The 19,919-nt window shown below is 71.7% G+C and carries 22 protein-coding genes; 9 read left to right on the top strand and 13 right to left on the bottom strand.

The annotated features are described in order from the left end of the window. Positions 1-4 precede the first annotated feature (4 nt). Positions 5-2,161: a molybdopterin-dependent oxidoreductase gene (locus GEV28_RS06110; protein WP_291409465.1), complete on the bottom strand. Its 2,157-nt coding sequence runs from the start codon at positions 2,159-2,161 to the stop codon at positions 5-7. Positions 2,162-2,292: 131 nt separating this feature from the next. Here GEV28_RS06110 and GEV28_RS06105 point away from each other — a divergent pair, with 131 nt between their 5' ends. Together GEV28_RS06105 and GEV28_RS06100 are read left to right on the top strand one after the other, a co-directional pair. After that, positions 2,293-3,390, top strand: coding sequence for a glycoside hydrolase family 76 protein (locus tag GEV28_RS06105; protein ID WP_291409515.1), 1,098 nt, complete (start codon positions 2,293-2,295; stop codon positions 3,388-3,390). A 70-nt stretch (positions 3,391-3,460) separates the two neighbouring features. After that, on the top strand, positions 3,461-4,204 hold the full coding sequence (locus GEV28_RS06100; protein ID WP_291409463.1) for an SDR family oxidoreductase: 744 nt from the start codon (positions 3,461-3,463) through the stop codon (positions 4,202-4,204). Between the two features lie 75 nt (positions 4,205-4,279). Here the strand turns inward: GEV28_RS06100 and GEV28_RS06095 are convergent, their stop codons facing one another. From GEV28_RS06095 to GEV28_RS06085, 3 genes are all read right to left on the bottom strand, one after another. Continuing rightward, the gene (locus GEV28_RS06095; protein WP_291409461.1) at positions 4,280-4,687 is read right to left on the bottom strand and encodes a VOC family protein; all 408 of its coding nucleotides are present in this window, start codon (positions 4,685-4,687) and stop codon (positions 4,280-4,282) included. A gap of 107 nt (positions 4,688-4,794) precedes the next feature. Then, a complete protein-coding gene (locus GEV28_RS06090; protein ID WP_291409459.1) occupies positions 4,795-5,472 on the bottom strand; it encodes a DedA family protein in 678 nt (225 codons plus the stop codon). A 192-nt stretch (positions 5,473-5,664) separates the two neighbouring features. Further along, a complete protein-coding gene (locus GEV28_RS06085; RefSeq protein ID WP_291409457.1) occupies positions 5,665-6,693 on the bottom strand; it encodes an alpha/beta hydrolase in 1,029 nt (342 codons plus the stop codon). A gap of 187 nt (positions 6,694-6,880) precedes the next feature. Between GEV28_RS06085 and GEV28_RS06080 the strand changes: the two genes are divergently transcribed. After that, complete coding sequence (locus GEV28_RS06080) at positions 6,881-8,275, top strand: FAD-linked oxidase C-terminal domain-containing protein (protein ID WP_291409455.1); 1,395 nt, start codon at positions 6,881-6,883, stop codon at positions 8,273-8,275. 4 nt (positions 8,276-8,279) lie between these two features. On the opposite strand, the gene GEV28_RS06075 is transcribed toward GEV28_RS06080, so the two are convergent. From GEV28_RS06075 to GEV28_RS06055, 5 genes are all read right to left on the bottom strand, one after another. Continuing rightward, positions 8,280-8,954, bottom strand: a complete 675-nt coding sequence (locus tag GEV28_RS06075; protein ID WP_291409454.1) for a VTT domain-containing protein — start codon at positions 8,952-8,954, stop codon at positions 8,280-8,282. A gap of 32 nt (positions 8,955-8,986) precedes the next feature. Next, positions 8,987-9,289 carry a hypothetical protein gene (locus GEV28_RS06070; protein WP_291409452.1) on the bottom strand — a complete coding sequence of 101 codons (303 nt, stop codon included), beginning with the start codon at positions 9,287-9,289 and terminating at the stop codon, positions 8,987-8,989. A 10-nt stretch (positions 9,290-9,299) separates the two neighbouring features. Continuing rightward, positions 9,300-10,442: an N-acetylglucosamine-6-phosphate deacetylase gene (nagA, locus tag GEV28_RS06065; RefSeq protein WP_291409450.1), complete on the bottom strand. Its 1,143-nt coding sequence runs from the start codon at positions 10,440-10,442 to the stop codon at positions 9,300-9,302. Positions 10,443-10,557: 115 nt separating this feature from the next. After that, a complete protein-coding gene (locus GEV28_RS06060) occupies positions 10,558-10,752 on the bottom strand; it encodes a hypothetical protein (protein ID WP_291409448.1) in 195 nt (64 codons plus the stop codon). A gap of 264 nt (positions 10,753-11,016) precedes the next feature. Then, positions 11,017-11,610, bottom strand: coding sequence for a SigE family RNA polymerase sigma factor (locus GEV28_RS06055; protein ID WP_291409513.1), 594 nt, complete (start codon positions 11,608-11,610; stop codon positions 11,017-11,019). Between the two features lie 82 nt (positions 11,611-11,692). On the opposite strand from GEV28_RS06055, the gene GEV28_RS06050 reads away from it, so the two are divergent. Continuing rightward, a complete protein-coding gene (locus GEV28_RS06050) occupies positions 11,693-11,974 on the top strand; it encodes a muconolactone Delta-isomerase family protein (RefSeq protein ID WP_291409446.1) in 282 nt (93 codons plus the stop codon). Here the strand turns inward: GEV28_RS06050 and GEV28_RS06045 are convergent. Further along, entirely contained in the window at positions 11,968-12,435 is a 468-nt protein-coding gene (locus tag GEV28_RS06045; RefSeq protein WP_291409444.1) for a pyridoxamine 5'-phosphate oxidase family protein, read from the bottom strand. The two genes, GEV28_RS06050 and GEV28_RS06045, sit on opposite strands and share 7 nt — an antisense overlap. A 30-nt stretch (positions 12,436-12,465) precedes the next feature. Then, complete coding sequence (locus GEV28_RS06040; protein ID WP_291409442.1) at positions 12,466-13,371, bottom strand: short-chain dehydrogenase/reductase; 906 nt, start codon at positions 13,369-13,371, stop codon at positions 12,466-12,468. A 216-nt stretch (positions 13,372-13,587) separates the two neighbouring features. Between GEV28_RS06040 and GEV28_RS06035 the strand changes: the two genes are divergently transcribed. From GEV28_RS06035 to GEV28_RS06015, 5 genes are all read left to right on the top strand, one after another. After that, on the top strand, positions 13,588-15,129 hold the full coding sequence (locus tag GEV28_RS06035; RefSeq protein WP_367115038.1) for an alkaline phosphatase: 1,542 nt from the start codon (positions 13,588-13,590) through the stop codon (positions 15,127-15,129). Further along, the gene (locus GEV28_RS06030) at positions 15,129-16,394 is read left to right on the top strand and encodes an alkaline phosphatase family protein (RefSeq protein ID WP_291409438.1); all 1,266 of its coding nucleotides are present in this window, start codon (positions 15,129-15,131) and stop codon (positions 16,392-16,394) included. The genes GEV28_RS06035 and GEV28_RS06030 overlap by 1 nt, the downstream gene beginning before the upstream one ends. Positions 16,395-16,451: 57 nt before the next feature. Beyond that, positions 16,452-17,276 (top strand): LLM class F420-dependent oxidoreductase, encoded by an 825-nt coding sequence (locus GEV28_RS06025; protein WP_291409436.1) that lies wholly within the window; start codon positions 16,452-16,454, stop codon positions 17,274-17,276. Positions 17,277-17,342: 66 nt separating this feature from the next. Beyond that, on the top strand, positions 17,343-18,377 hold the full coding sequence (gene fbaA / locus GEV28_RS06020; protein ID WP_291409434.1) for a class II fructose-bisphosphate aldolase: 1,035 nt from the start codon (positions 17,343-17,345) through the stop codon (positions 18,375-18,377). A 35-nt stretch (positions 18,378-18,412) separates the two neighbouring features. Next, a complete protein-coding gene (locus GEV28_RS06015; protein WP_291409432.1) occupies positions 18,413-18,832 on the top strand; it encodes a DUF3151 domain-containing protein in 420 nt (139 codons plus the stop codon). A gap of 161 nt (positions 18,833-18,993) precedes the next feature. On the opposite strand, the gene GEV28_RS06010 is transcribed toward GEV28_RS06015, so the two are convergent. Further along, a complete protein-coding gene (locus tag GEV28_RS06010; RefSeq protein ID WP_291409430.1) occupies positions 18,994-19,248 on the bottom strand; it encodes a hypothetical protein in 255 nt (84 codons plus the stop codon). Beyond that, complete coding sequence (locus tag GEV28_RS06005; protein WP_291409428.1) at positions 19,242-19,886, bottom strand: DUF1524 domain-containing protein; 645 nt, start codon at positions 19,884-19,886, stop codon at positions 19,242-19,244. Before GEV28_RS06005 ends, GEV28_RS06010 begins: the two co-directional genes overlap by 7 nt. Between the last annotated feature and the right edge of the window lie 33 nt (positions 19,887-19,919).

Genomic DNA, 19,919 nt, shown 5'->3' with positions numbered 1-19,919 from the left:
TGCCTCACCGGACCGGCTCGATCTCCACCGGGATGCCGTTCAGCACTGTCGTTCCGGACAGAGCGTCGAGCAGGGTGTCGTCGGCCAGGAGGTTGGTGTTGACGCCCGCGTGCGCGGTGGCCACCGTCGCGCGGGTGCCGTCCACATCGTGGCCCCAACCGTGCGGGATGCTCACCACGCCGGGGCGGATGGCGTCGGTGACCTCCACCGGGACCTCGACCTTGCCGGCCCGCGACCGCACCATCGCGCGGCCGCCGTCGACCAGGCCGAGCCGGGAGGCGTCGGCGGGGTGGATCTGGGCGGTGCACCGGTTCTGCCCGCGTACCAACGGCTCCAGGTTGTGCATCCACGAGTTGTTCGACCCCAGCTGCCGCCGGCCGATGAGCACCAGCTGCTCGGAGACCGGCTCGCCCAGCACACCGACGAGTCGCGGCACGTCGGACACGATCGCGTCGGGCGCCAGCTCGACGAGCCCGCTCGGCGTGGACAGCACGTCCGGCAGCCGCGGCGTCAGCGCGCCGAGATCGACCCCGTGCGGCGCGGCCTCCAGGTCGGCCAGCGTGAGGTCGTACGGGCCGCCCCGCAACATCAGGTCCACGAGGCGCTCCGGGCCGGTCCGGTCCCCGGCGACCGACACGTCCACCCCGGCCCGCCGGGCCGCCTCGCCGGCCACCATGTCGTCGAGCGAGGCGAGCGACGCGGACCGGCCCGTCCCGGCCACGATCCCGGTGAGCCGCAGCAACGTCCGCCACTCCTGCGGCACCGGCGTCGGCAGCGCGGCCGGCGTCCAGTTCGCCACGTTGCGCACCGCCAGCTGGTACAGCGCCAGGTCGTAGTGCGGTCGCTCCAGCGGTGTCGGTCCCGGCAGGATCACGTCCGCGTGCCGGCTCGTCTCGTTCAGGTACACGTCCAGCGAGATCATGAAGTCCAGCTGCGCCAACGCCTCCTCGAGCCGGCCGGCGTTCGGCGTGCTCAGGCACGGGTTGCCGCACACCGTCACCAGCGCGCGCACCTGGCCCGGCCCGGGCGTGAGGATCTCGTCGGCCAGCGTCGCCACCGGGAGCTCGCCCATCACCTCGGGCAGGCCGCGCACCCGGCTCCGCCACCGGCCCGCGGTCCACGGGCGCCGCTTGCCCCGCCGCGAGTTCGCCTGCCCGGCGGCGGCCAGCGGGAACATCGCGCCGCCCTCGCGATCGAGGTTGCCGGTGAGCACGTTCAGCACGTCGACGAGCCAGCTCGCGAGCGTGCCGAAGGACTGCGTGGTCGTGCCCATCCGGCCGTACACCGCGGCCCGTGGCGCGGCGGCCAGCTCCCGGGCCATCCGCCGGATCTCCTCGGCCGCGAGCCCGGTCGCCGACGCGACGGCGGCGGGGGTGAACGGGGTGGCCAGCGAGCGCACGGTGTCGAGGCCCGTGATGTGCGGGGCCAGCCCGCGCAGCGTCACCAGGTCCTCCGCGAACAGCACGTTGACCAGCGCGAACAGCAGCAGTGCGTCGGTGCCGGGGCGGATCGCGTGGTGATCGTCGGCGATCTCGGCGGTGCGTGAGCGCTTCGGGTCGACCACCACGATCTTGCCGCCACGCTCCCGGATCCCGCGCAGCCGGCCCCGCGCGTCCGGCGCGGTCATGAGGCTGCCGTTGGACACGATCGGGTTCGCGCCGAGCAGCAGCAGGTGCTCGGTCCGGTCGAGGTCGGGCACCGGGATGGTCAGCGGGTGGCCGAACAGGTAGCCGCTGGAGAAGTGCTTGGGCAGCTGGTCGACCGTGCTCGCGGTATAGAAGTTCTTGGTGCCCACGGCCTTGAAGAACGCGGGCCCGTACAGCGCGGTCGAGGCGTTGTGCACCGACGGGTTGCCGGCGTAGATCGCGACCGCGTCCCGGCCGTGCTCGGCCATCAGCGCCGGCAACCGCTCGTCGACCACGGCGAACGCCTCGTCCCAGCTCACCTCGACGAGCACGCCGTCCCGCCGCACCAGCGGCGCCCGCAACAGGTCCGGGTCGTGGTGCAGCGCGCCCAGCGAGGCACCCTTCGGGCAGATGAACCCGTGCGAGAACACATCGGCCGCGTCCCCGCGCACCCCCGCCACCCGGTCACCGTCGAGGGTCACCTCCAGTCCGCAAGTGGCTTCGCACAACGGACAGGTCACGGGTGCGGTCGTCATGACCACAACTGTTACACAGGACGGTGACATCACTCTTCCGGCGGACACGTCGGAACCGATCCAGAGCCGAACATAAGAGTGTGAGTCAACGAGCGGGTTTCGCCGAGTCCTCCACGGAGGATTCTCCGTCCTTGTGGGCGGCGCGGGCGGCGGTCGCCGAGCGAGCGGTGCTCGCCCGGCATCTGCGCCGGGTCTGGGCGCTGCCGGGCACCCGGCTCGGGGTGGCCGGCTGGCCGCCCACCTTGCGGCAACGGCTGCATGTGAACTGGAACTACTGGTGGCAGGCGCACCTGCTGGACTGCCTCGTGGACGCCCAGCACCGCCTGCCGCACCCCGGCCGCGCCTCGACGATCGCCCGCCTGGCGCGTGGCGTGCGGCTGCGCAACTTCGGCGCGTGGACCAACGACTACTACGACGACATCGCCTGGCTCGGCCTCGCGCTGCTGCGCGCGCACGAGTGCGAGGACCTCCCGGTCCAGAAGGCGCTGGGCCAGATCACCGCCCAGCTGCGCGGCGGCTGGACCGACCACGCGGGCGGTGGAATCTGGTGGCGGCGCGGTGACTCGTTCAAGAACGTGCCGGCCAACGGCCCGGCGGCGATCCTGTTCGCCAGGGCGGCGAACGTCGGCGGGGAGCGGGCCGACCGGCAGCGGGCCCGGTCGCTCACCGGGTGGATGGAGCAGCTGTTCGTCGACCCGGCGACCGGGCTGCTGTGGGACGGCGTCTACGTCGAGCCGGACGGCTCGGTCAAGGACATCGTGAAGGTCGTCTACACCTACTGCCAGGGCGTCTTCCTCGGCGCATGCGTCGAGCTCGCCGCGAACGACCCCTCCGGCGTGTGGGTGTCCCGGGCCGAGCGGACGGTCACCGCGGTGGCCACCCACCTCGTCGACGACCGCGTGGTGCGTGGCCGCGGCGGCGGGGACGGCGGGCTGTTCGCCGGGATCCTGGCTCGCTACCTGGCGCTGGCCGCGGTCCGGCTGCGTTCCTTCGGCTCGCCGGCGGGTGACCCGGCGGCGCGGATCGTGGTGGCCTCGGCGGAGGCGGCCTGGCGCAACCGGGCGCTGGCCAGGGGCGGGCCGGTGTTCGGGCCGGAGTGGTCGCAGCCGGCGCAGGCGCCGCGGTCGTCGGGACACCGGCGGGTGGAGCGGGACCTGTCCGTGCAGCTGTCCGGCTGGATGGCACTCGAGGCGGCGGCGATGTTGGAACGGCTAGATTTCCTCGGGTGAGCGAGCTTGCGCGCGAACAAGTGTCACAGGGCGGCCGTGAGCGGCAGCGCCGAGCCTGCGGGGCGGTGTCGTGAGGGTGCTGGTTGTGACCGGGGGCGGCCGGGGGATCGGGGCCGCGGTGTGCCGGCTGGCCGCAGGGCAGGGCTACCGCGTGGTGATCAACTACGCGTCGGACGACGCCGCGGCCGAGGGTGTGCGGGCCGGCATCGAGGCGGCCGGCGGCGCGGCGGTCACCGTGGCTGGTGACGTGGCCGACGAGGCCGACGTGCGGCGGCTGTTCGACGTGGCGTCCGGGCTGGGCGAGCTCGCCGGCCTGGTCAGCAACGCGGGCATCACCGGCAACACACCTGGCCGGCTCGACGAGCAGGACGCCGCGGTGGTGCGCCGGGTGCTCGACGTCAACGTGCTCGGCGTGTTCCTGTGCAACCGCGAGGCGGTGCGCCGGATGTCCACCCGGTACGGCGGGCGCGGCGGGGCGATCGTCAACGTGTCGTCGACCGCGGCCGGTCGCGGCTCACCGGGTGAGTGGGTGCACTACGCGGCCAGCAAGGCGGCGGTCGACTCGCTGACCCACGGGCTCGCGATCGAGGTGGGGGCCGAGGGCATCCGGGTCAACGCGGTCGCGCCCGGTCTGGTCGAGACGGGCCTGCACGCCGCCGCCGGCATGCCGGACCGGCTGGCGAAACGGGCGCCGCTCATCCCGATGTTGCGGGCCGGTCGGCCGGAGGAGGTCGCCGAGGGCATCGTGTGGCTGCTCTCCCCGGCCGCGTCCTTCGTGACCGGCGCGGTGCTGCCGATCAGCGGCGGGCATTAGGCCATGTCTCGTGGATCTTGGATCGTGGTACGAATCCCATCGACCAAGATCCACGAGACACGACCGTCTAGGCCGCTAGACCTCGCGTGCCCACAGGACGAGCTGGATGCCGTCCGGGTCGCGCAGCGCGATCACCTTGGTTCCTGGCGCGGACTGCTCCTCCGTTATCGGCGAGAACGTCACGCCGTGCTCGGTGAGCCGGTCGGTCCATTCCCGCAGGCACGCGTTGTTGGGCACGCTGAACGACAGGTGGTCGAGCCCCGGGCGCCGCTCGTCGAACAGTGACCGGTCCGCGTCGGGGTGCTGGACCAGGGTCAACGTGATCCCGAAGCCGGGACCGCGCAGGAAGACCTTGCGCCGGCCGGTCTCCGCGTCGTCCCGGCCGATCGTCTCGAACCCCAGCACGCGCTCGTACCACGGGACGCTCCGGTCCACGTCGGTCACGGTGAGCGCGACATGGTGAACACCGGTCAACGTGGGCATCAGAGTCCTTTCCGGCTCGTTCGGGGGCGAGCCGACTCAGCCATACTGCCCGAGCGAGATGACGAAACGGCGGCCGTTACTGGATCTTTTGCAGGCCGAGACCGGACTCAGTCGCCGGACTTGGCGCCGACCGGCTCGGTCTCCACCGGCCGGTGCATCTCCTGTCGGTAGCGGAGGATCCCCCACACCGTGCCGACGACGAAGAACGCGATGCTCGCCCAGAGCGCGACCGCCTTGAGCCACGGGAGATCGTCGATCAGCCCGGCGGCGTAGTAGCCGACGAGGACGAGCGTGGGCACCCAGGCGAGACCGCCGAGCGAGGTGGCGAACAGGAACCGGCGCCGGTCCATGTTGGCGGCGCCCGCGATGAGCGGGGCGAACGTGCGGATCCACGGCAGCCAGCGGGCCAGCACGATCGCCCAGAAGCCGCGCCGGTCGAGGAAGTCCCGGGCGCGGGCGAGGTTGTCGAAGTTGAGCACCTTGCCGCCGCGTCGCGCGATCAGCGCGTTGCCGGTCTTGTGCCCGATGTAGTAGCCGAGCATGTTGCCGATGACGGCGGTGGCCGTCGCGGTGATCGACAGCGCCCAGGCGTGCACCTCGTTGTCGTGCTGCGCGAGTACCACGCCGGCGGCGAAGAGCAGTGAGTCGCCCGGCAGGAAGAGGCCCACGATGAAGGCACACTCGGTGAACACGAAGCCGAGCACGATGACCCAGACCATGACCGGTCCGGCGGATGCGAGCACGCCGGAGGCCAGCACGCTCGCATCGGCCAGGACAGAGGACACGACAGGTAGCGTACGTGTCTTCGCTGAGGGGCATCGCGGGAACCGAGGCTTGTTCGCCCACCCTCAACGTGGCTGTCAACTCGATGACGGTAGGGCAACGGACTGACCGCGGCGCAACATCGCAAATCGCCCACTCGGGCATTACTTGCCGCCACGTATGGCACAGGTCACACTTTGGGTCACTGTGGACGGTCAGGCGGCGGCGGTGACCGCCGAGGTGCCGCGGAGGAACTCGCCGACGTAGCGGATGGCCGCGCGGCCCTCGGGGAGCACCGGGTAGAACGCCGGGAACACGTGCACCTGGCCCGGCCAAACCTGAAGCTCGCAGTGTCCCCCTGCGGCACGGATGCTCTCCGCCATCCGCTCGGAGTCGCCGAGCAGGCATTCGGTGTCGCCGACCTGGATGAGTACCGGCGGCCAGCGGCGCTTGGGCGCCCGGAGCACGTTCAGCCGCCGACCGTCGAGCGCGTGCTCGCCCGCGTAGGTCCGGCCGCACTCCCGGGCCCGCCGCGGCGGCACGAACGGGTCGCGCCGCACCGCGTCCCGGTCGTCGAGCTCCGCGCAGGTGAGGTCGAGGAACGGGGGGAACAAGACCGCCGCGGCGGGCATCGGCAGCCGGCGCCGGGACAGGTCGGCGAGCAGGCCCGCGGTGAGGTGCCCACCGGCCGAGTCGCCGAGGACGGTGATCTGGTCGGCGCGGTAGCCGGACGCGAGCAGCCAGCGGTAGGCCGCGACGGCGTCGTCCGCGGCGGCCGGGAACGGGTGCTCGGGCGCGCGTCGGTAGTCGACCAGGAACGCCGGCCGGCCGCTGGCGGCCGAGAGCGCGGCGACGAAGTGCCGATGGGTCCGCCGCGAGCCGAACACGAAGCCGCCGCCGTGCAGGTACAGCAGGACGCCGTTGCCGTCGTCGCGCGTTGCCCGCGCGGCGCCGCGGCCGGTGATCCACACGCCCCGAACGTCACCGTCGGTGACCGAGCGAAGCTCCGTGCCGCGCGGGAGCGGGGTGAAGCCGACCGCGTCGAAGGCATCTCGGACCATCTGCAGCGCGGGGTTGCGGGTGATGTGCAGCCGGTCGCCGATCGGTCGAAGCCCGGTCATGAGCAGTTGCGCCAGCGCGCGGCTCTGGACGCTCGGGGTGGTCGGCACCGGGCTCGCCGGTGCGTTGACCAGGAGCTCGGCGGGCGCGGCGATGCTGGCGGCGATGCTGGCGGGATGGGCCACGGCGCACCACCTCCAGCCCGTCATCGTTGATCAGACACCTTTGACTGTAAATCATCGACATGTCAGGACGAGCCCCCGAAAGTCGTGGACACGATTTCGGTTCGGCACCGGTTCCCGCACGTACTCGTGACTCAAGTGTCGGTACAGGGACTCGAAATACACTCGAAGAGGCGGTTACGGTTCAACTGTGACCACGCGCAACGATCTGCTGCACACCCTGACCGCAGCGCTGGGGAAGGGCACGGTGCTCGTCGATCCGGACGTCACCGACAGCTACCGGCGCGACATGATGCCGCTCGCCCCGCACGGCAACCCACTGGCCGTCGTGCTCCCGGGCGACGCGGGTCAGGTGCGGGCGGTGGTGCGGGCCTGCGCGGCGGCCGGCGTGCCGATCGTGCCGCGTGGTGCGGGCAGCGGGCTCTCCGGAGCGGCCAACGCGATCGACGGCTGTGTCGTGTTGGTGACCACCCGGATGAACGAGATCATCGAGGTCGACCCGGACAACCGGCTCGCCGTCGTGCAGCCGGGGGTGGTGAACCTCGACCTCCGCGGCGCGGTCGAGAAGCACGGCCTCTTCTATCCGCCGGACCCGTCGAGCTATGACTGGTGCACGATCGGCGGCAACCTGTCCACCAACGCGGGCGGGCTGTGCTGCGTGAAGTACGGCGTCACCACCGACTCCGTGCTGGGCCTGGAGGTCGTGCTCGCGGACGGCGAGCTGCTGAGGACCGGCCGGCGCACGGTCAAGGGCGTGGCCGGCTACGACCTCACGAAGCTGTTCATCGGCAGCGAGGGCACCCTCGGCGTGATCACCCAGGCGACGCTCGCGCTGCGGCCGCTGCCCCAGGCGCCGGGCACGATGGTCGCCGCGTTCTCGACGGTCGCCGCCGCCGGTGCCGCGGTGAGCCGGATCGTTCGCGAGGGCATCGTCCCGTCGCTCATGGAGATCATGGACTCGACCTCGATCGAGGCCGTCGAGACGCACCTGAAGACCGAGCTCGGCGCCGGCAAGGGCTGCGCGGCGCTGCTGCTGTGCCAGTCCGACTCCGGCGGCGAGGCGGCGCGGCAGGAGCTGCGCGCGATCGAGCAGGTCTGCCATGACGTGGGCGCGGACCTGGTGCACTCGACGTTCGACCCGGCCGAGGGACAGCTGCTCCTCGCCGCCCGGCGTGCGGTGCTGATGGCGCTGGAGGTCTACGGCGCCTGGATGACCGACGACGTGTGCGTGCCGCGGACCAAGATCGCGGACCTCATCTCGGCGTGCGAGCGGATCAGCGCCGAGGTCGACCTGCGGGTCCCGGTCGTCGGCCACGCGGGCGACGGCAACATGCATCCGACGATCGTCTACGACCCGACGTCGGAGTCGGAGTTCGAGCGGGCGAACCAGGCGTTCAACGACATCCTCGCCGTGGGCCTCTCGCTCGGCGGCACTGTCACCGGCGAGCACGGCATCGGCAAGATCAAGCGCGAGTGGCTGGAGCGCGAGATCGGCCCGGTCGGCCTGCGCGTGCACCGGTCCATCAAGGCCGCACTCGACCCGGGCAACCTGTTCAACCCGGGGTCGATGTTCGCGATGTCCTGAGGGCTCAGGGGCTTTCGGTCGCCACGTGCTTCTTCTGCCGGCGCGCCCGGATGACCTCGATGACGATCGGGATGAGCGAGACCAGCACGATCAGGACCAGCATGGCCTCGATGTTCTCGTGCACGAACGAGATCTGGCCGAGGAAGTAGCCGAGCACGGTGACGCCGGTGGCCCACCCGACGCCCCCGATGGCCGAGTAGACGAAGTAGCGCTTCGGGTCCATCCGACCGACACCCGCCATCGCCGTGATGAACGTGCGCACGATCGGCACGAACCGCGCCATGACGATGGCCCGCGTGCCGTACTTCTCGAAGAACTCGTGCGTCTTGTCGACGTACTCCTTCTTGAACAGCTTCGAGTCCGGCTTGCTGAACATGGCCGGTCCGGCCTTGGCGCCGATCCAGTAGCCGCAGACGTTGCCGACGAACGCGCACACCGTGACCAGCACGCACACCAGCCACAGCGGGTGGTCGACGGCGCCGCTCGCCACGAACAACCCGGCGGTGAACAGAAGCGAGTCGCCCGGCAGGAAGAACCCGACCAGCAGCCCGCACTCCGCGAAGATGATCAGGCACAGCACCGCGAGTGCCCAGCCGCCCATCCCGCGGAGGATGACCTCGGGGTCCAGCCATGACGGCAGGATCGACATCGAGTGCACGGTGGCGCTGGCAAGGGTCACGCGGACCAAGGTACCCAAAGCCCTATATATGCCTATAGAAGGGTGAGCAGCCCGACGACCGCACCCGTGGCCAGGCCCAGGAGCAGCGCCAGCAGGATGACCCAGCCGACCGCGACCCGGCTCTCGGGCTCCAGCCGGGTGGTCCGGTCGGCCACGGGGAGCCTGCGCACGGTGGGCGGGTCGGCCGCCGGCAGGGTCACGCCACTGCCGGACAGCAGGCCGTAGCTGCCGAGGACCGGGCTGGTCAGGTCGACGTGCGCGGGTTCCGGTAGCGGCGTGCGTGCCGCGTGCGCCCGCAGCGCCTCGGCGACCAGCCGTTCCGGATCGTCGGTCACACCGCTGACGCTATACCCAGCCGCCGCGGTGCATGACCGCACTCGGGTGCAGGGTCTCGTCGAGCAGGACCAGGTCGGCGGCGTACTCGGCGGCGATCCGGCCGGTGACGGTACCGAGGCCCAGCAGCTCGGCGGGCCGGGTCGACGCGGCGGCGACGGCCTCCAGCACACCTAGCCCACAGCCCTGCACGAGGTTGCGGAACGCGGCGTCCATCGTGAGCGTGCTGCCGGCGAGCGACCCGCCGCCGGCGAGCGTCGGGATGCCGTCGGTGACCGTGACCTCGAGCCCGCCGATGTCGTACACGCCGTCGCCCGCGGCCGCGGCCGAGATCGCGTCGGTGATCAGCACCGTTCGCCCGGCACCCGCGTGCCGGGCGGCCAGCCGCACGACGGTCGGGTGCAGGTGGACGAGGTCGCAGATCAGCTCGACGGTGACCCGCTCGTCGTCGAGGAGCGTGCCGATCGGGCCGGGCTCGCGGTGGTGGAGCGGGCGCATGCCGTTGAAGAGGTGGGTGGCGACGCTGGCGCCGGCGTCGACCGCGGGGACCACGTCCTCGGCCAGGGCGTCGGTGTGACCCACCGCGGCGAGCACCCCGGCGTCGACTAATCGCTTCACCGCGGGCACCGCGCCGTCGAGCTCGGGCGCGATGGTGACCATGCGGATGGCGCCCTTGCCGGCGCTGAGCAGCGTGTCGACGGAGGTGGCGTCCGGCGGCCGGAGGACCGCGGGGTCGTGCGCCCCGCAGCGGGCGGCGGAGAGGAACGGGCCTTCGAGGTGGATGCCGGCGATGAGCCTGTCGGCGACGAGCTCCCGCAGCGAGGCGACCTGCTCGACCAGCTCCGGAACCGGCCGGGAGACGAGGCTGGCGAGCATCGTGGTGGTGCCGTGCCTGCGGTGCGCGTCGACCGCGTGCCGGACCTGCGCGGGATCGGTGCTGGTGAACGCCGCGCCGCCGCCGCCGTGGCAGTGGAGGTCGACGAACCCGGGGACCACCCATGCCCCCTTGGCGTCGGTTGTCCTGGCGTCGGGCCGGTCGGGCGGGTCGCCGGCGCCGACCGCGCTGATCGCGCCGTCCTCGACGAGCACCCATCCGGGATCGACCACGCCGTCCGGCGTAGCCACCCTGGCCCGGGCGATGAGCTGCGCAGCCATGCCACTCCCCTTGAACCGCCGACTCACGACTATTGGTCTATACCATAGCGGTACTTGACCGGGTGGGGACTATTCACAAGATACCAATGAGATTGGTTCGCGGGTAACGGTCAGCTCACGTTCTGCGCCGTGCCACCGTGCCGAACACCAAACCGCAGAGCACGCCACCGGGACCGATGAGCCCGGTCACCCACGGTGAGGCCCAGTCGAAGAGCAACGCCACCACGACGACGACCACGTAAGCGGCCGCCATCTCGGCGACCAGCAGCCCGGCTTCCCGAACCCACCGGGGCCTCGCACCACTGTCCACAACCCACCCACTTATCCACAGTCGAGATCGACAACGCTGGCCCGGTCACCCCCACCGATAGAATGGAGCCATCGGGGTGCCCCGGAGAGGGCGGGGGCTGCATCGCGCACGCGCGCGAGGTCGCCTTTGGGGGTCCACGTCGGGAGTTTGCGCCGTTCGTGCGCCGCTCACATCATCCGCCTGCCGGGACGGCTGGCGAGGCGGCGTATCGCGACGCCGCGGGCATGGGTGAGTTGCCGCCGAGTGCTCGTGGGTCCGAGCCGGTCAGCTCGGCGAGCCCATGATCTTCTGCAGGGCGTCCAACGCGCGGCTCGCCGTGGACTTCACGGTGCCCTTCGAGATGCCGGCCGCGTCGGCGATCTCCGCTTCCGAGAGGTCGCCGTAGTAACGCAGCACCAGCACCTCCCGCTGCCGCGGCGGCAGCTGCGACAGCGCCCGCACCACCGACTGGTGCTCCGCCGTCAGCATCGCCAGGCTCTCCGCCGACCTCGCGTTCACCTGGTGCGGCGGGGTGTACTCGCGCGCGGTCTTGCGGCGCCGCAGGACGCTCCGGGAGCCGTTGACCACCGCCGTGCGCAGGTAGCCCAGGGCCGCGGCCGCGTCGCGGAGGTTGCCCCAGTTGCGGTGCAGGCCGGTGAAGGCCTCCTGCACCACGTCCTCGGCGGTCGCCGGCTCGTCGACCAGCAGCACCGCGAGGCGGACCAGGCGCATGCGATGCGTCCGGTACAGGTCCTCGAGGGTGAGCGGTGGCGGCTCCTTGCCGGGCACCGCGAAACTTCCGGTGTCGATGGCCCGCAGATGCCCGAGCGTGCGCTCGACAGTCCGCTCGGTGCTGCCGCCCTGACCGTCCCCTGCCACGCGGAAACCGTACCGGTCCACGTCAGCCGCGGACAGCGCCAGTAGCGTGCGGTCAGCGCCACCGACCCCGGGGAGCCCGCCGATGGTCTGGTTCACCGTCGAGACCACCTACGTGGCGGACCGCGACAAGCTCGCCGCCGCGCGACCGCGGCACCGCGAGTACCTGCGGCGGCTCGCCGACGAGGGCCGGGTCACCGCCGCCGGGCCGTGGTCCGACGACTCCGCCGGGTTCGCGATCTACCGGGTCGAGGACCGCACCGAGCTCGACACGCTCCTCGACGAGGACCCGTACTCCACCGAAGCCGTCGCTGCGGCGCGAACCGTGCACGAGTGGAAGCTCGTGCTCGGGAAGTGGGCTCAGTAGGTCCCACCCAGCTTGCGGTGGTCCCAGCTGACCACCTTCGTCGGCGTCAGGACCAGGCCGACCCGCTTCACCGCCTGCACCCGCACGAACTGGGTCGCCGCCGTGGCCACCTCGGGTTCCCCGCTGTTGTACCGGCGCATCAGCTCGGTGCCGATCAGCGCGACCTTCTCGGTGTCGCCGACCAGCTCGACGTCGCACTCCATCGACACGCCGCGCAGCTGGTCGTAGGTGTCCCCGGTCTCGACCAGCACCGTCGCCTGCGCGAGCCTGCGCAGGTTCGCCGCCTTCTGCGAGCTGGCGTAGGTCCACGTCGCGATGCCGTCGCCGCGCGGGACGTACCACAGGGCCACCAGGTGCGGCCGCCCGTTCGGGCCGATCGTCGCGATGTTCGCGACCTTCCCGTCGGCGAGGAAGTCCTTGATCTCCTCCGGGGTCATGACGATCTGTGCCCGTCGCGACATCCGCGCCTCCAGCCTGCCGGTGAGCCTCGGTTATAGCGCACCGTGGCTACGGGCCGCAGCTCTCGCTCCCGGGCCGACCAGGCTCGACTCCTCGGCGCCGCGCTCCGCGATGTCCGCCAGCGCCGCCTTGTCCGCGGCCGGCACGATCTTGCGGGCGGCCAGCTCGACGACCCGCGGCACCAGGGCGCGGACCAGCTTGACCACGCCGACCCAGCCCTGCACGTGCACCACCCGCGCCCGCGCGGCGATGCCCGCGCTGATCAGGTCGACGGCCACCGACAGCGGGTAGATCTTGCTCGCGAACCCCTTGTTGGCCGCGCGCAGCGGGCCGAACACCGGGTGCTGGTCGGCGTTGTCGACCATGTCGGTCGCGATCCAGGTCGGATGCGCCACGCCGATGCCCACGCCGAGATGCCGGACCTCCGCGCGCAGCGAGTTCGCGAACGCCTCGACACCCGCCTTCGCCGCCGAGTACGCCGCGTTGCCCGGGATGTGCACGATCGCCGCGGCCGAGGACACCAGCAGCGCGTACCCGCGGCTCTCGATCAGGTGCGGCAGCGTCACCCGAACCGTGCGCCACACGCCGAGCAGGTCCACGTCGATCACCCGCTCGAACGCCTTGCGGTCGATGGACCGGGTGAACCCGGTGGCCGCGATGCCCGCGTTCGCCAGCACCACGTCGATCCGCCCGTACCGCTCGACCACCGCGGCGACCGCGCGCTCGAGGTCCTCCCACCTGGTCACGTCGGCCTCCCACGAGCCGGCGTCCGGTCCGCAGTCCGCGGCGACCTTCGCGAGCTCGTCCGCCTCCAGGCCGACCAGAGCCAGCTTGGCGCCGCGGGAGGCGAGCTCCCTGGCCACGCCGGCGCCGATGCCCCGCGCCGCCCCGGTGATCAGCACGACCTTTCCGCGCACGCTGCGTTCCCTGCCGAACATGTCGCCTCCTCGCGGGTTGCCTGCGCTCGAACTTACCATCAGTAACCTACTTCGAGTAGATGGCAACTGTGTACCAAATGTTTACGCAAGACGGCTGTATGTCACAGGGGGTGGTTTCCGCCAGGATCCGAAGACATGGATCACCTCCTCGACCGTCGGTCGGTCTTACGGGCATCTGGCGCGGCAACCGTCGGGGTGGTGATCGGCGGGGCGGCAGTGACCGCCGGTGCCACAGCCGCGAACGCCGCCGAGCCGGCGTTCGCGCACGGGGTGGCCTCCGGCGACCCGCTGCCCGACGCGGTCCTGCTGTGGACCCGTGTCACCCCGACCCCCGAGTCCACGCCCGGCTCCGGACGGGGCCCGACGGTCGACGTGCGCTGGGAGATCGCCACCGACCCGGCGTTCGGTGCGGTCGTCGGCTCCGGCACCGCGAGCACCGGCCCGGACCGGGACCACACGGTGAAGGTCGACGCGACCGGTCTCGCCCCGGCGACCACCTACCACTACCGCTTCCACCTCGGCGGCGCGGTCTCCGCCGTCGGCACCACCCGCACGGCGCCCGCCGCGACCGCGGCCGTAGCCCGGCTGCGGTTCGGCGTGGTGTCCTGCTCGAACCTGCCGCAGGGCCACTTCGCCGCCTACCGCTACCTCGCCGAGCGCGGCGACCTCGACGCCGTGCTGCACCTCGGTGACTACATCTACGAGGGCGGCGGCGGGGGCGTGCGCGCCCACGAGCCCGCGCACGAGATCCTCACGCTCGCCGACTACCGGCAGCGGCACGCGCAGTACAAGACCGACGAGCACCTGTCCCGCCTGCACGCGACCATCCCGGTCATCGCGACCTGGGACGACCACGAGGTCGCCAACGACGCGTGGTCCGGCGGCGCCGAGAACCACCAGCCGGACACCGAGGGCGACTACGCGGCGCGCAAGGCCGCGGCGCACCAGGCGTACTTCGAGTGGATGCCGGTGCGCAACGAGGCCGGCCGGCTCTACCGGCGGCTGCGGTTCGGCCTGCTCGCCGAGGTCTCGATGCTCGACCTGCGCAGCTACCGCTCCCAGCAGGTCCCGCCGTTCGACGACGGCACCGACGACCCGAACCGGTCGATCACCGGGGCCGAGCAGATGGCGTGGCTGCAGGACGGCCTGGTCACCAGCGGCGCGCAGTGGAAGCTCGTCGGCAACTCGGTGATGGTCGCGCCGGTGCTCGTGCCGCCGCTGCCGGGCGACCTGCTCGGCCCGCTGCTCGAGTTGCTCGGCCTGCCGCGCGACGGCGGCGTGATCAACCCCGACCAGTGGGACGGCTACGCCGCGGACCGCCGCCGGCTGCTCGACACGCTCGCCGACAACGGCGTGCGGGACACCGTGTTCCTCACCGGCGACATCCACTCCTCGTGGGCCAGCGACGTGCCGCGCAGTGCCGCGCTGTACCCGCTGTCGCCGTCGGTGGCGGTCGAGTTCGTCGCCACCTCGGTCACCTCGGACAATATCGACGACATCGCCGGCGTGCCGCCGCGGACCGTCGGCCCGGTCATCGAGGGCGCGCTGACCACGCTGAACCGGCACATCAAGTGGGTCGAGGTCGACTCGCACGGCGCCTCGGTGCTCGAGGTGACCCCGGCCGGCGCGCAGATGGACTGGTACTTCCTCGCCACCAAGGCCGACCCGGCGAGCGCGCTGTCCTACGCGAGGTCCTACCGGGTCCGGGCCGGCACCCAGAAGGTGCAGCGGGTCGGCTCGCCGATCGGCGGCGCCTGATGACGGGCACGCTGTCGCGCCGGACCCTGCTGGGCGGCGCGGCGGGAGCGGTCGCGCTGACCGCGTTCGCGTCCTCCGCCGCCCGCGCCGCCACCGGCCTGCGGGTCTACGTCCTGGTCGTGGACGGCTGCCGGCCGGACGAGGCGGCCGGCGCATACCTGCCGACGCTGCGCTCGCTCGCCGCGCAGGGCACGTCGTTCGCCGCGGCGAGGTCGATCACCGTGGCCGAGACGATCCCGAACCACGTGGCGATGATGACCGGCGTCTACCCGAACCGGTCCGGCGTGCCGGCCAACTCCGTGTGGGACCCGGCGCTCGGCGAGGTGCGTGACCTCGGCCTGCCGACCGACCTGCGGACGTCGACGTTGCTCGAGCGGCTGCCCGCCGAGCTGGGCCTCGCCACCGCAGGCGTGCTGTCGAAGGACTACCTGTACGGCGTGTTCGGCGAGCGGGCCTCGCACCGGTGGACGCCCGAGCCGATGCTCCCGATCACCAACCACGCGCCGGACGTGTTCACGATGGGCGCGGTGCTCGACGCGATCGACGACCACGACCCGGCCCTGCTGTTCGCCAACCTCGGCGACGTCGACCGGTTCGGCCACGCGGACCTCACCGGCTGGTCGATCCGGCTGCTGCGCACGCTCGCGCTGATCGACACCGACGCGCAGCTGGCCCGCTTCGTCGCGCACCTGCGGCGCAGCGGCCTGTGGGAGAGCTCGGTCGTGATCGTGCTGGCCGACCACTCGATGGACTGGTCGCTGCCGCTCTCGCTGGTCAACCTGGCCGGCCGGCTCGACGACGACCCGCTGCTCGACGGCAACGTCCAGGTCGCCCAGAACGGCGGCGCGGACCTCCTCTACTGGACCGGTCCGCCGGACACCCGCGCCGAGGCGGTCGCCCGCATGCGGCAGGTCGCGCTGGCCGCGCCCGGCGTGCTGTCCGCGCACGACCCGGCCGAGCTGCGGCTGGGTACGAACGCCGGTGACCTGGTCGTCTACTGCAAGGCGGGCTGGCGGTTCACCGACCCGACGGTCATCTCGAACCCGATCCCGGGCAACCACGGGCACCCCGCCACCGAGCAGATCCCGTTCGTGGTCTCCGGCGGCCACCCGACGGTGCGGCGTGGTCAGGTGTCCTCGGTGCCGGTCCGGACCCTGGACGTGGCGCCGACCGTGGCATCGCTGTTCGGACTGCCCGCGCCGGCCGGCGGCTGGGACGGGCAGGCCCGCACGGAGGCGTTCACGGGAGCGCTCGTCGGGAATTGACGCCGGCCGCCTCCTGTTGTCTTCGATGACCGTCGAAGACAACCGGAGGTAGCGCGCATGGACATCGGCAGGCTTGGACTGTGGCAAGGCGGCACCTGGGCGGAGTTCCGGAAGCCGGAGGTGCTGGCCGAGCTGGAGGAGCTGGGCATCGGCGCGGTGTGGCTCGGCGGCTCGCCGCCGGCCGACCTGAAGATCCCTGAGCGCCTGCTGAGCACGTCGTCGAAGCTGGTCGTGGCCACCGGCATCGTGAACGTCTGGGACGCGCCACCCGAGGTCGCCGCGGCGTCCTACGCGCGGCTCTCCGCGTACTCCGACCGGCTGATCCTCGGCATCGGCGCAGGTCACCGCTCGATGGTTGGCGACGCCTACACCAAGCCCTACGAGAAGCTCGTGAGCTACCTCGACGGCCTGGACGCGGGTGGCGTCCCGGTGGCCGGCCGGGCCCTCGCCGCGCTCGGCCCGAAGGTGCTCAGGCTCGCCGCCGACCGGACCGCCGGTGCGCACCCGTACCTCGTCACGCCCGAGCACACCGCCCAGGCGCGCGAGATCCTCGGCTCCGACACGCTGCTGATGCCGGAGCAGAAGGTGGTGCTGAGCACCGACCCGGACACCGCGCGGGCGCTCGCCCGCAAGCGCTTGCACACCTACCTGACGCTGCCGAACTACACGAACAACTGGCTGCGCCTCGGTTTCACCGACGACGACCTGGCCGGTGGGGGCAGCGACCGGCTCGTCGACAGCATGGTGGCCTGGGGCGACGAGGACGCGATCCGCACCCGGATCGAGGCGCATCGCGCGGCCGGCGCCGACCACGTCGCCCTGCAGGTACTGAATCGTGACAAGCTGGGGGCACTGCGGAAATTGGCGCCCGCCCTGACCTGACGCGACGGGGGGTGGGACTCGTAGGATCACCCCGACGGCCCAGCCCAGCCTGAGGAGGACGTTCCGATGCCCATCGCCACACCCGAGGTCTACGCCGAGATGCTGGACCGGGCGAAGGCGAACGAGTTCGCATTTCCCGCCATCAACGTGACCTCTTCCGAGACGCTGAACGCCGCGCTGCGGGGCTTCGCCGAGGCCGAGAGCGACGGCATCGTCCAGGTCTCGACCGGGGGTTCGGAGTTCGCCTCCGGCACCAAGGTCAAGGACATGGTCACCGGGTCGGTCGCGCTCGCCGAGTTCGCCCACGTCGTCGCCGCCAAGTACCCGGTCAACATCGCCCTGCACACCGACCACTGCCCCAAGGACAAGCTCGACGGCTTCGTCCGGCCGCTGATCGCGATCAGCCAGGAGCGGGTGGCCGTCGGCAAGGAGCCGCTCTTCCAGTCGCACATGTGGGACGGCTCGGCCATCGACCTCGACGAGAACCTCGAGATCGCCGCGGGGCTGCTCGACGGCGCGGCCAAGGCCAAGATCATCCTCGAGGTCGAGATCGGCGTCGTCGGCGGCGAGGAGGACGGCGTCGCCCAGGAGATCAACGAGAAGCTCTACACCACCGACGGCGACTTCCTGAAGACCGTCGACGCGCTCGGCTCCGGTGAGAAGGGCCGATACCTGCTGGCCGCGACCTTCGGCAACGTGCACGGCGTGTACAAGCCGGGCAACGTGAAGCTCCGCCCGGAGGTGCTCAAGCGGGGCCAGGAGGTGGCCGGCGAGAAGCTCGGCCTGCCGGCCGGGTCCAAGCCGTTCGAGCTCGTGTTCCACGGCGGGTCCGGCTCGCTGCTGGAGGAGATCCACGAGGCGCTGTCCTACGGCGTCGTGAAGATGAACATCGACACCGACACCCAGTACGCGTTCACCCGCCCGGTGGTCGCGCACATGTTCTCGAACTACGACGGCGTGCTGAAGGTCGACGGCGAGGTCGGCAACAAGAAGGCCTACGACCCGCGCAGCTACCTCAAGGCCGCGGAGCAGGGCATGGCCGCCCGGGTCACCCAGGCCTGCGAGCACCTGAAGTCGACCGGCCGGATGCTGGCCGGCTGAGCGGTCCCGGTGGGGCCGTCGGGCAGGATGGCGGCATGACGCTGCAAGAGAACCTGTTCGGCGGCCCGCCCGCGACGCAGCTGCCGGACCGCCCCGAGGCGCAGGCCGCGCTCGAGTCGGGCACCGAGCCGGCCAAGGTGGTCACGAGGTGGCCCGACTTCAGCGAGGGCTGGGCGGCGCTCGCCGAGCTGGCCCTGACCGAGAACAACCCGGTCGCCGCGTACGCCTACGCCCGCACCGGCTACCACCGCGGCCTCGACCAGCTGCGCCGCGCCGGCTGGAAGGGCCACGGCCCGATCCCGTGGTCGCACCGCCCGAACCGCGGTTTCCTGCGCGCGCTCGCGGCGCTCGCCCGCGCCGCGGAGGCCATCGGCGAGACCGAGGAGTACGAGCGCTGCTCCCAGTTCCTGGCCGACTCCGACCCGAAGGCACCGGCCCAGCTCGGGCTCGGCTAGGCCATGTCTCGTGGATCTTGGATCGTGGTATTCGCGCCCAGCTGTCCCCTGGCCGCGTTGTCGGAAGGCCCGAATACAACCCGGTATGCGCGACCTACCTCCGCCTTGCCAGGAGACATCTGGATCACGAATCCCATCGACCAAGATCCACGAGGCACGACCTAACCGCTGGGCCGGTTCAGGACGCCCAGCAGCAAGGAGTGCACGGCGGCGTGGTCGCGCTCGTCCGCGAGCTTGCACATGCCGCCGCGCACCCGGTACCACTCCTCGGCCCCGGCGTAGCGCACCTTCGCGGTGACCACGCCGTCCTCGCCCATGGCGGTGCGCAGCTCCAGGTCGCCGGTCACGACGCCGACCTCTTCGGTCATCACGCCGCCCTGACCGGCGACCAGCGGGGAGTTGTAGGTGTTCAGCACGTCCCCAGCATGGACGACAACGCGCTCTGCTCCGCGGCGTTCACCGTCAGGTCGTACAGGTACTTCACGTGCGTGAACGCCCGCGCGTACTCACACCAGTGCGACTCCAGCGGCGGCTTCCACGCGTCCGGCGTCTGGTCGCCCTTCGACTGGTTGACGTTGTCGGTCACCGCCCACAGCTGCGGCGAGTCGAGGTCGTTCGCGAACGCCTCGCGCTGGTCGGTCGTCCAGTCGGCCGCGCCACCGCGCCACGCGGCGGCCAGCGGCACCATGTGGTCGATGTCCACGTCGCCCGTGGCGGTCCAGGTCTCGCCGTCGTAGGGGCTGTACCAGCTGCCGGACGTCGGCGCGCAGTCCGAGCCGACCTCCACGCCGTCGCCGTCGCGCCGCAGGACCATCTCCCGGGTGTTGCAGCTGCCCTCGACCGTGTGCCAGTGCGGGAACTTGTCCCGGTCGTACCCGTCCATCGAACCGTCCGGCGCCACGGTCAGCGACGCCAGCTCCGACCGCGCCGTCGCGGCGTCCGGGATGCCCGGTGGTGTGGCACTCGCCGAACCGCCGCCGAGCCCGACCACGGCACCCGCGGCGAGAAGTAAGGAAGCTCCGAATACCCGCACTTTCCCCGACTTGGTGAACATGTGTCGCCTTCCGTGTGACTGATCACGAGGGAA

It is taken from the genome of Actinophytocola sp. (genome assembly GCF_009379765.1).
Taxonomy (GTDB): Bacteria; Actinomycetota; Actinomycetes; order Mycobacteriales; family Pseudonocardiaceae; genus Actinophytocola.
Note: the sequence above shows the minus strand (reverse complement) of the source record. Positions and strands in the feature narration are given on the sequence as shown.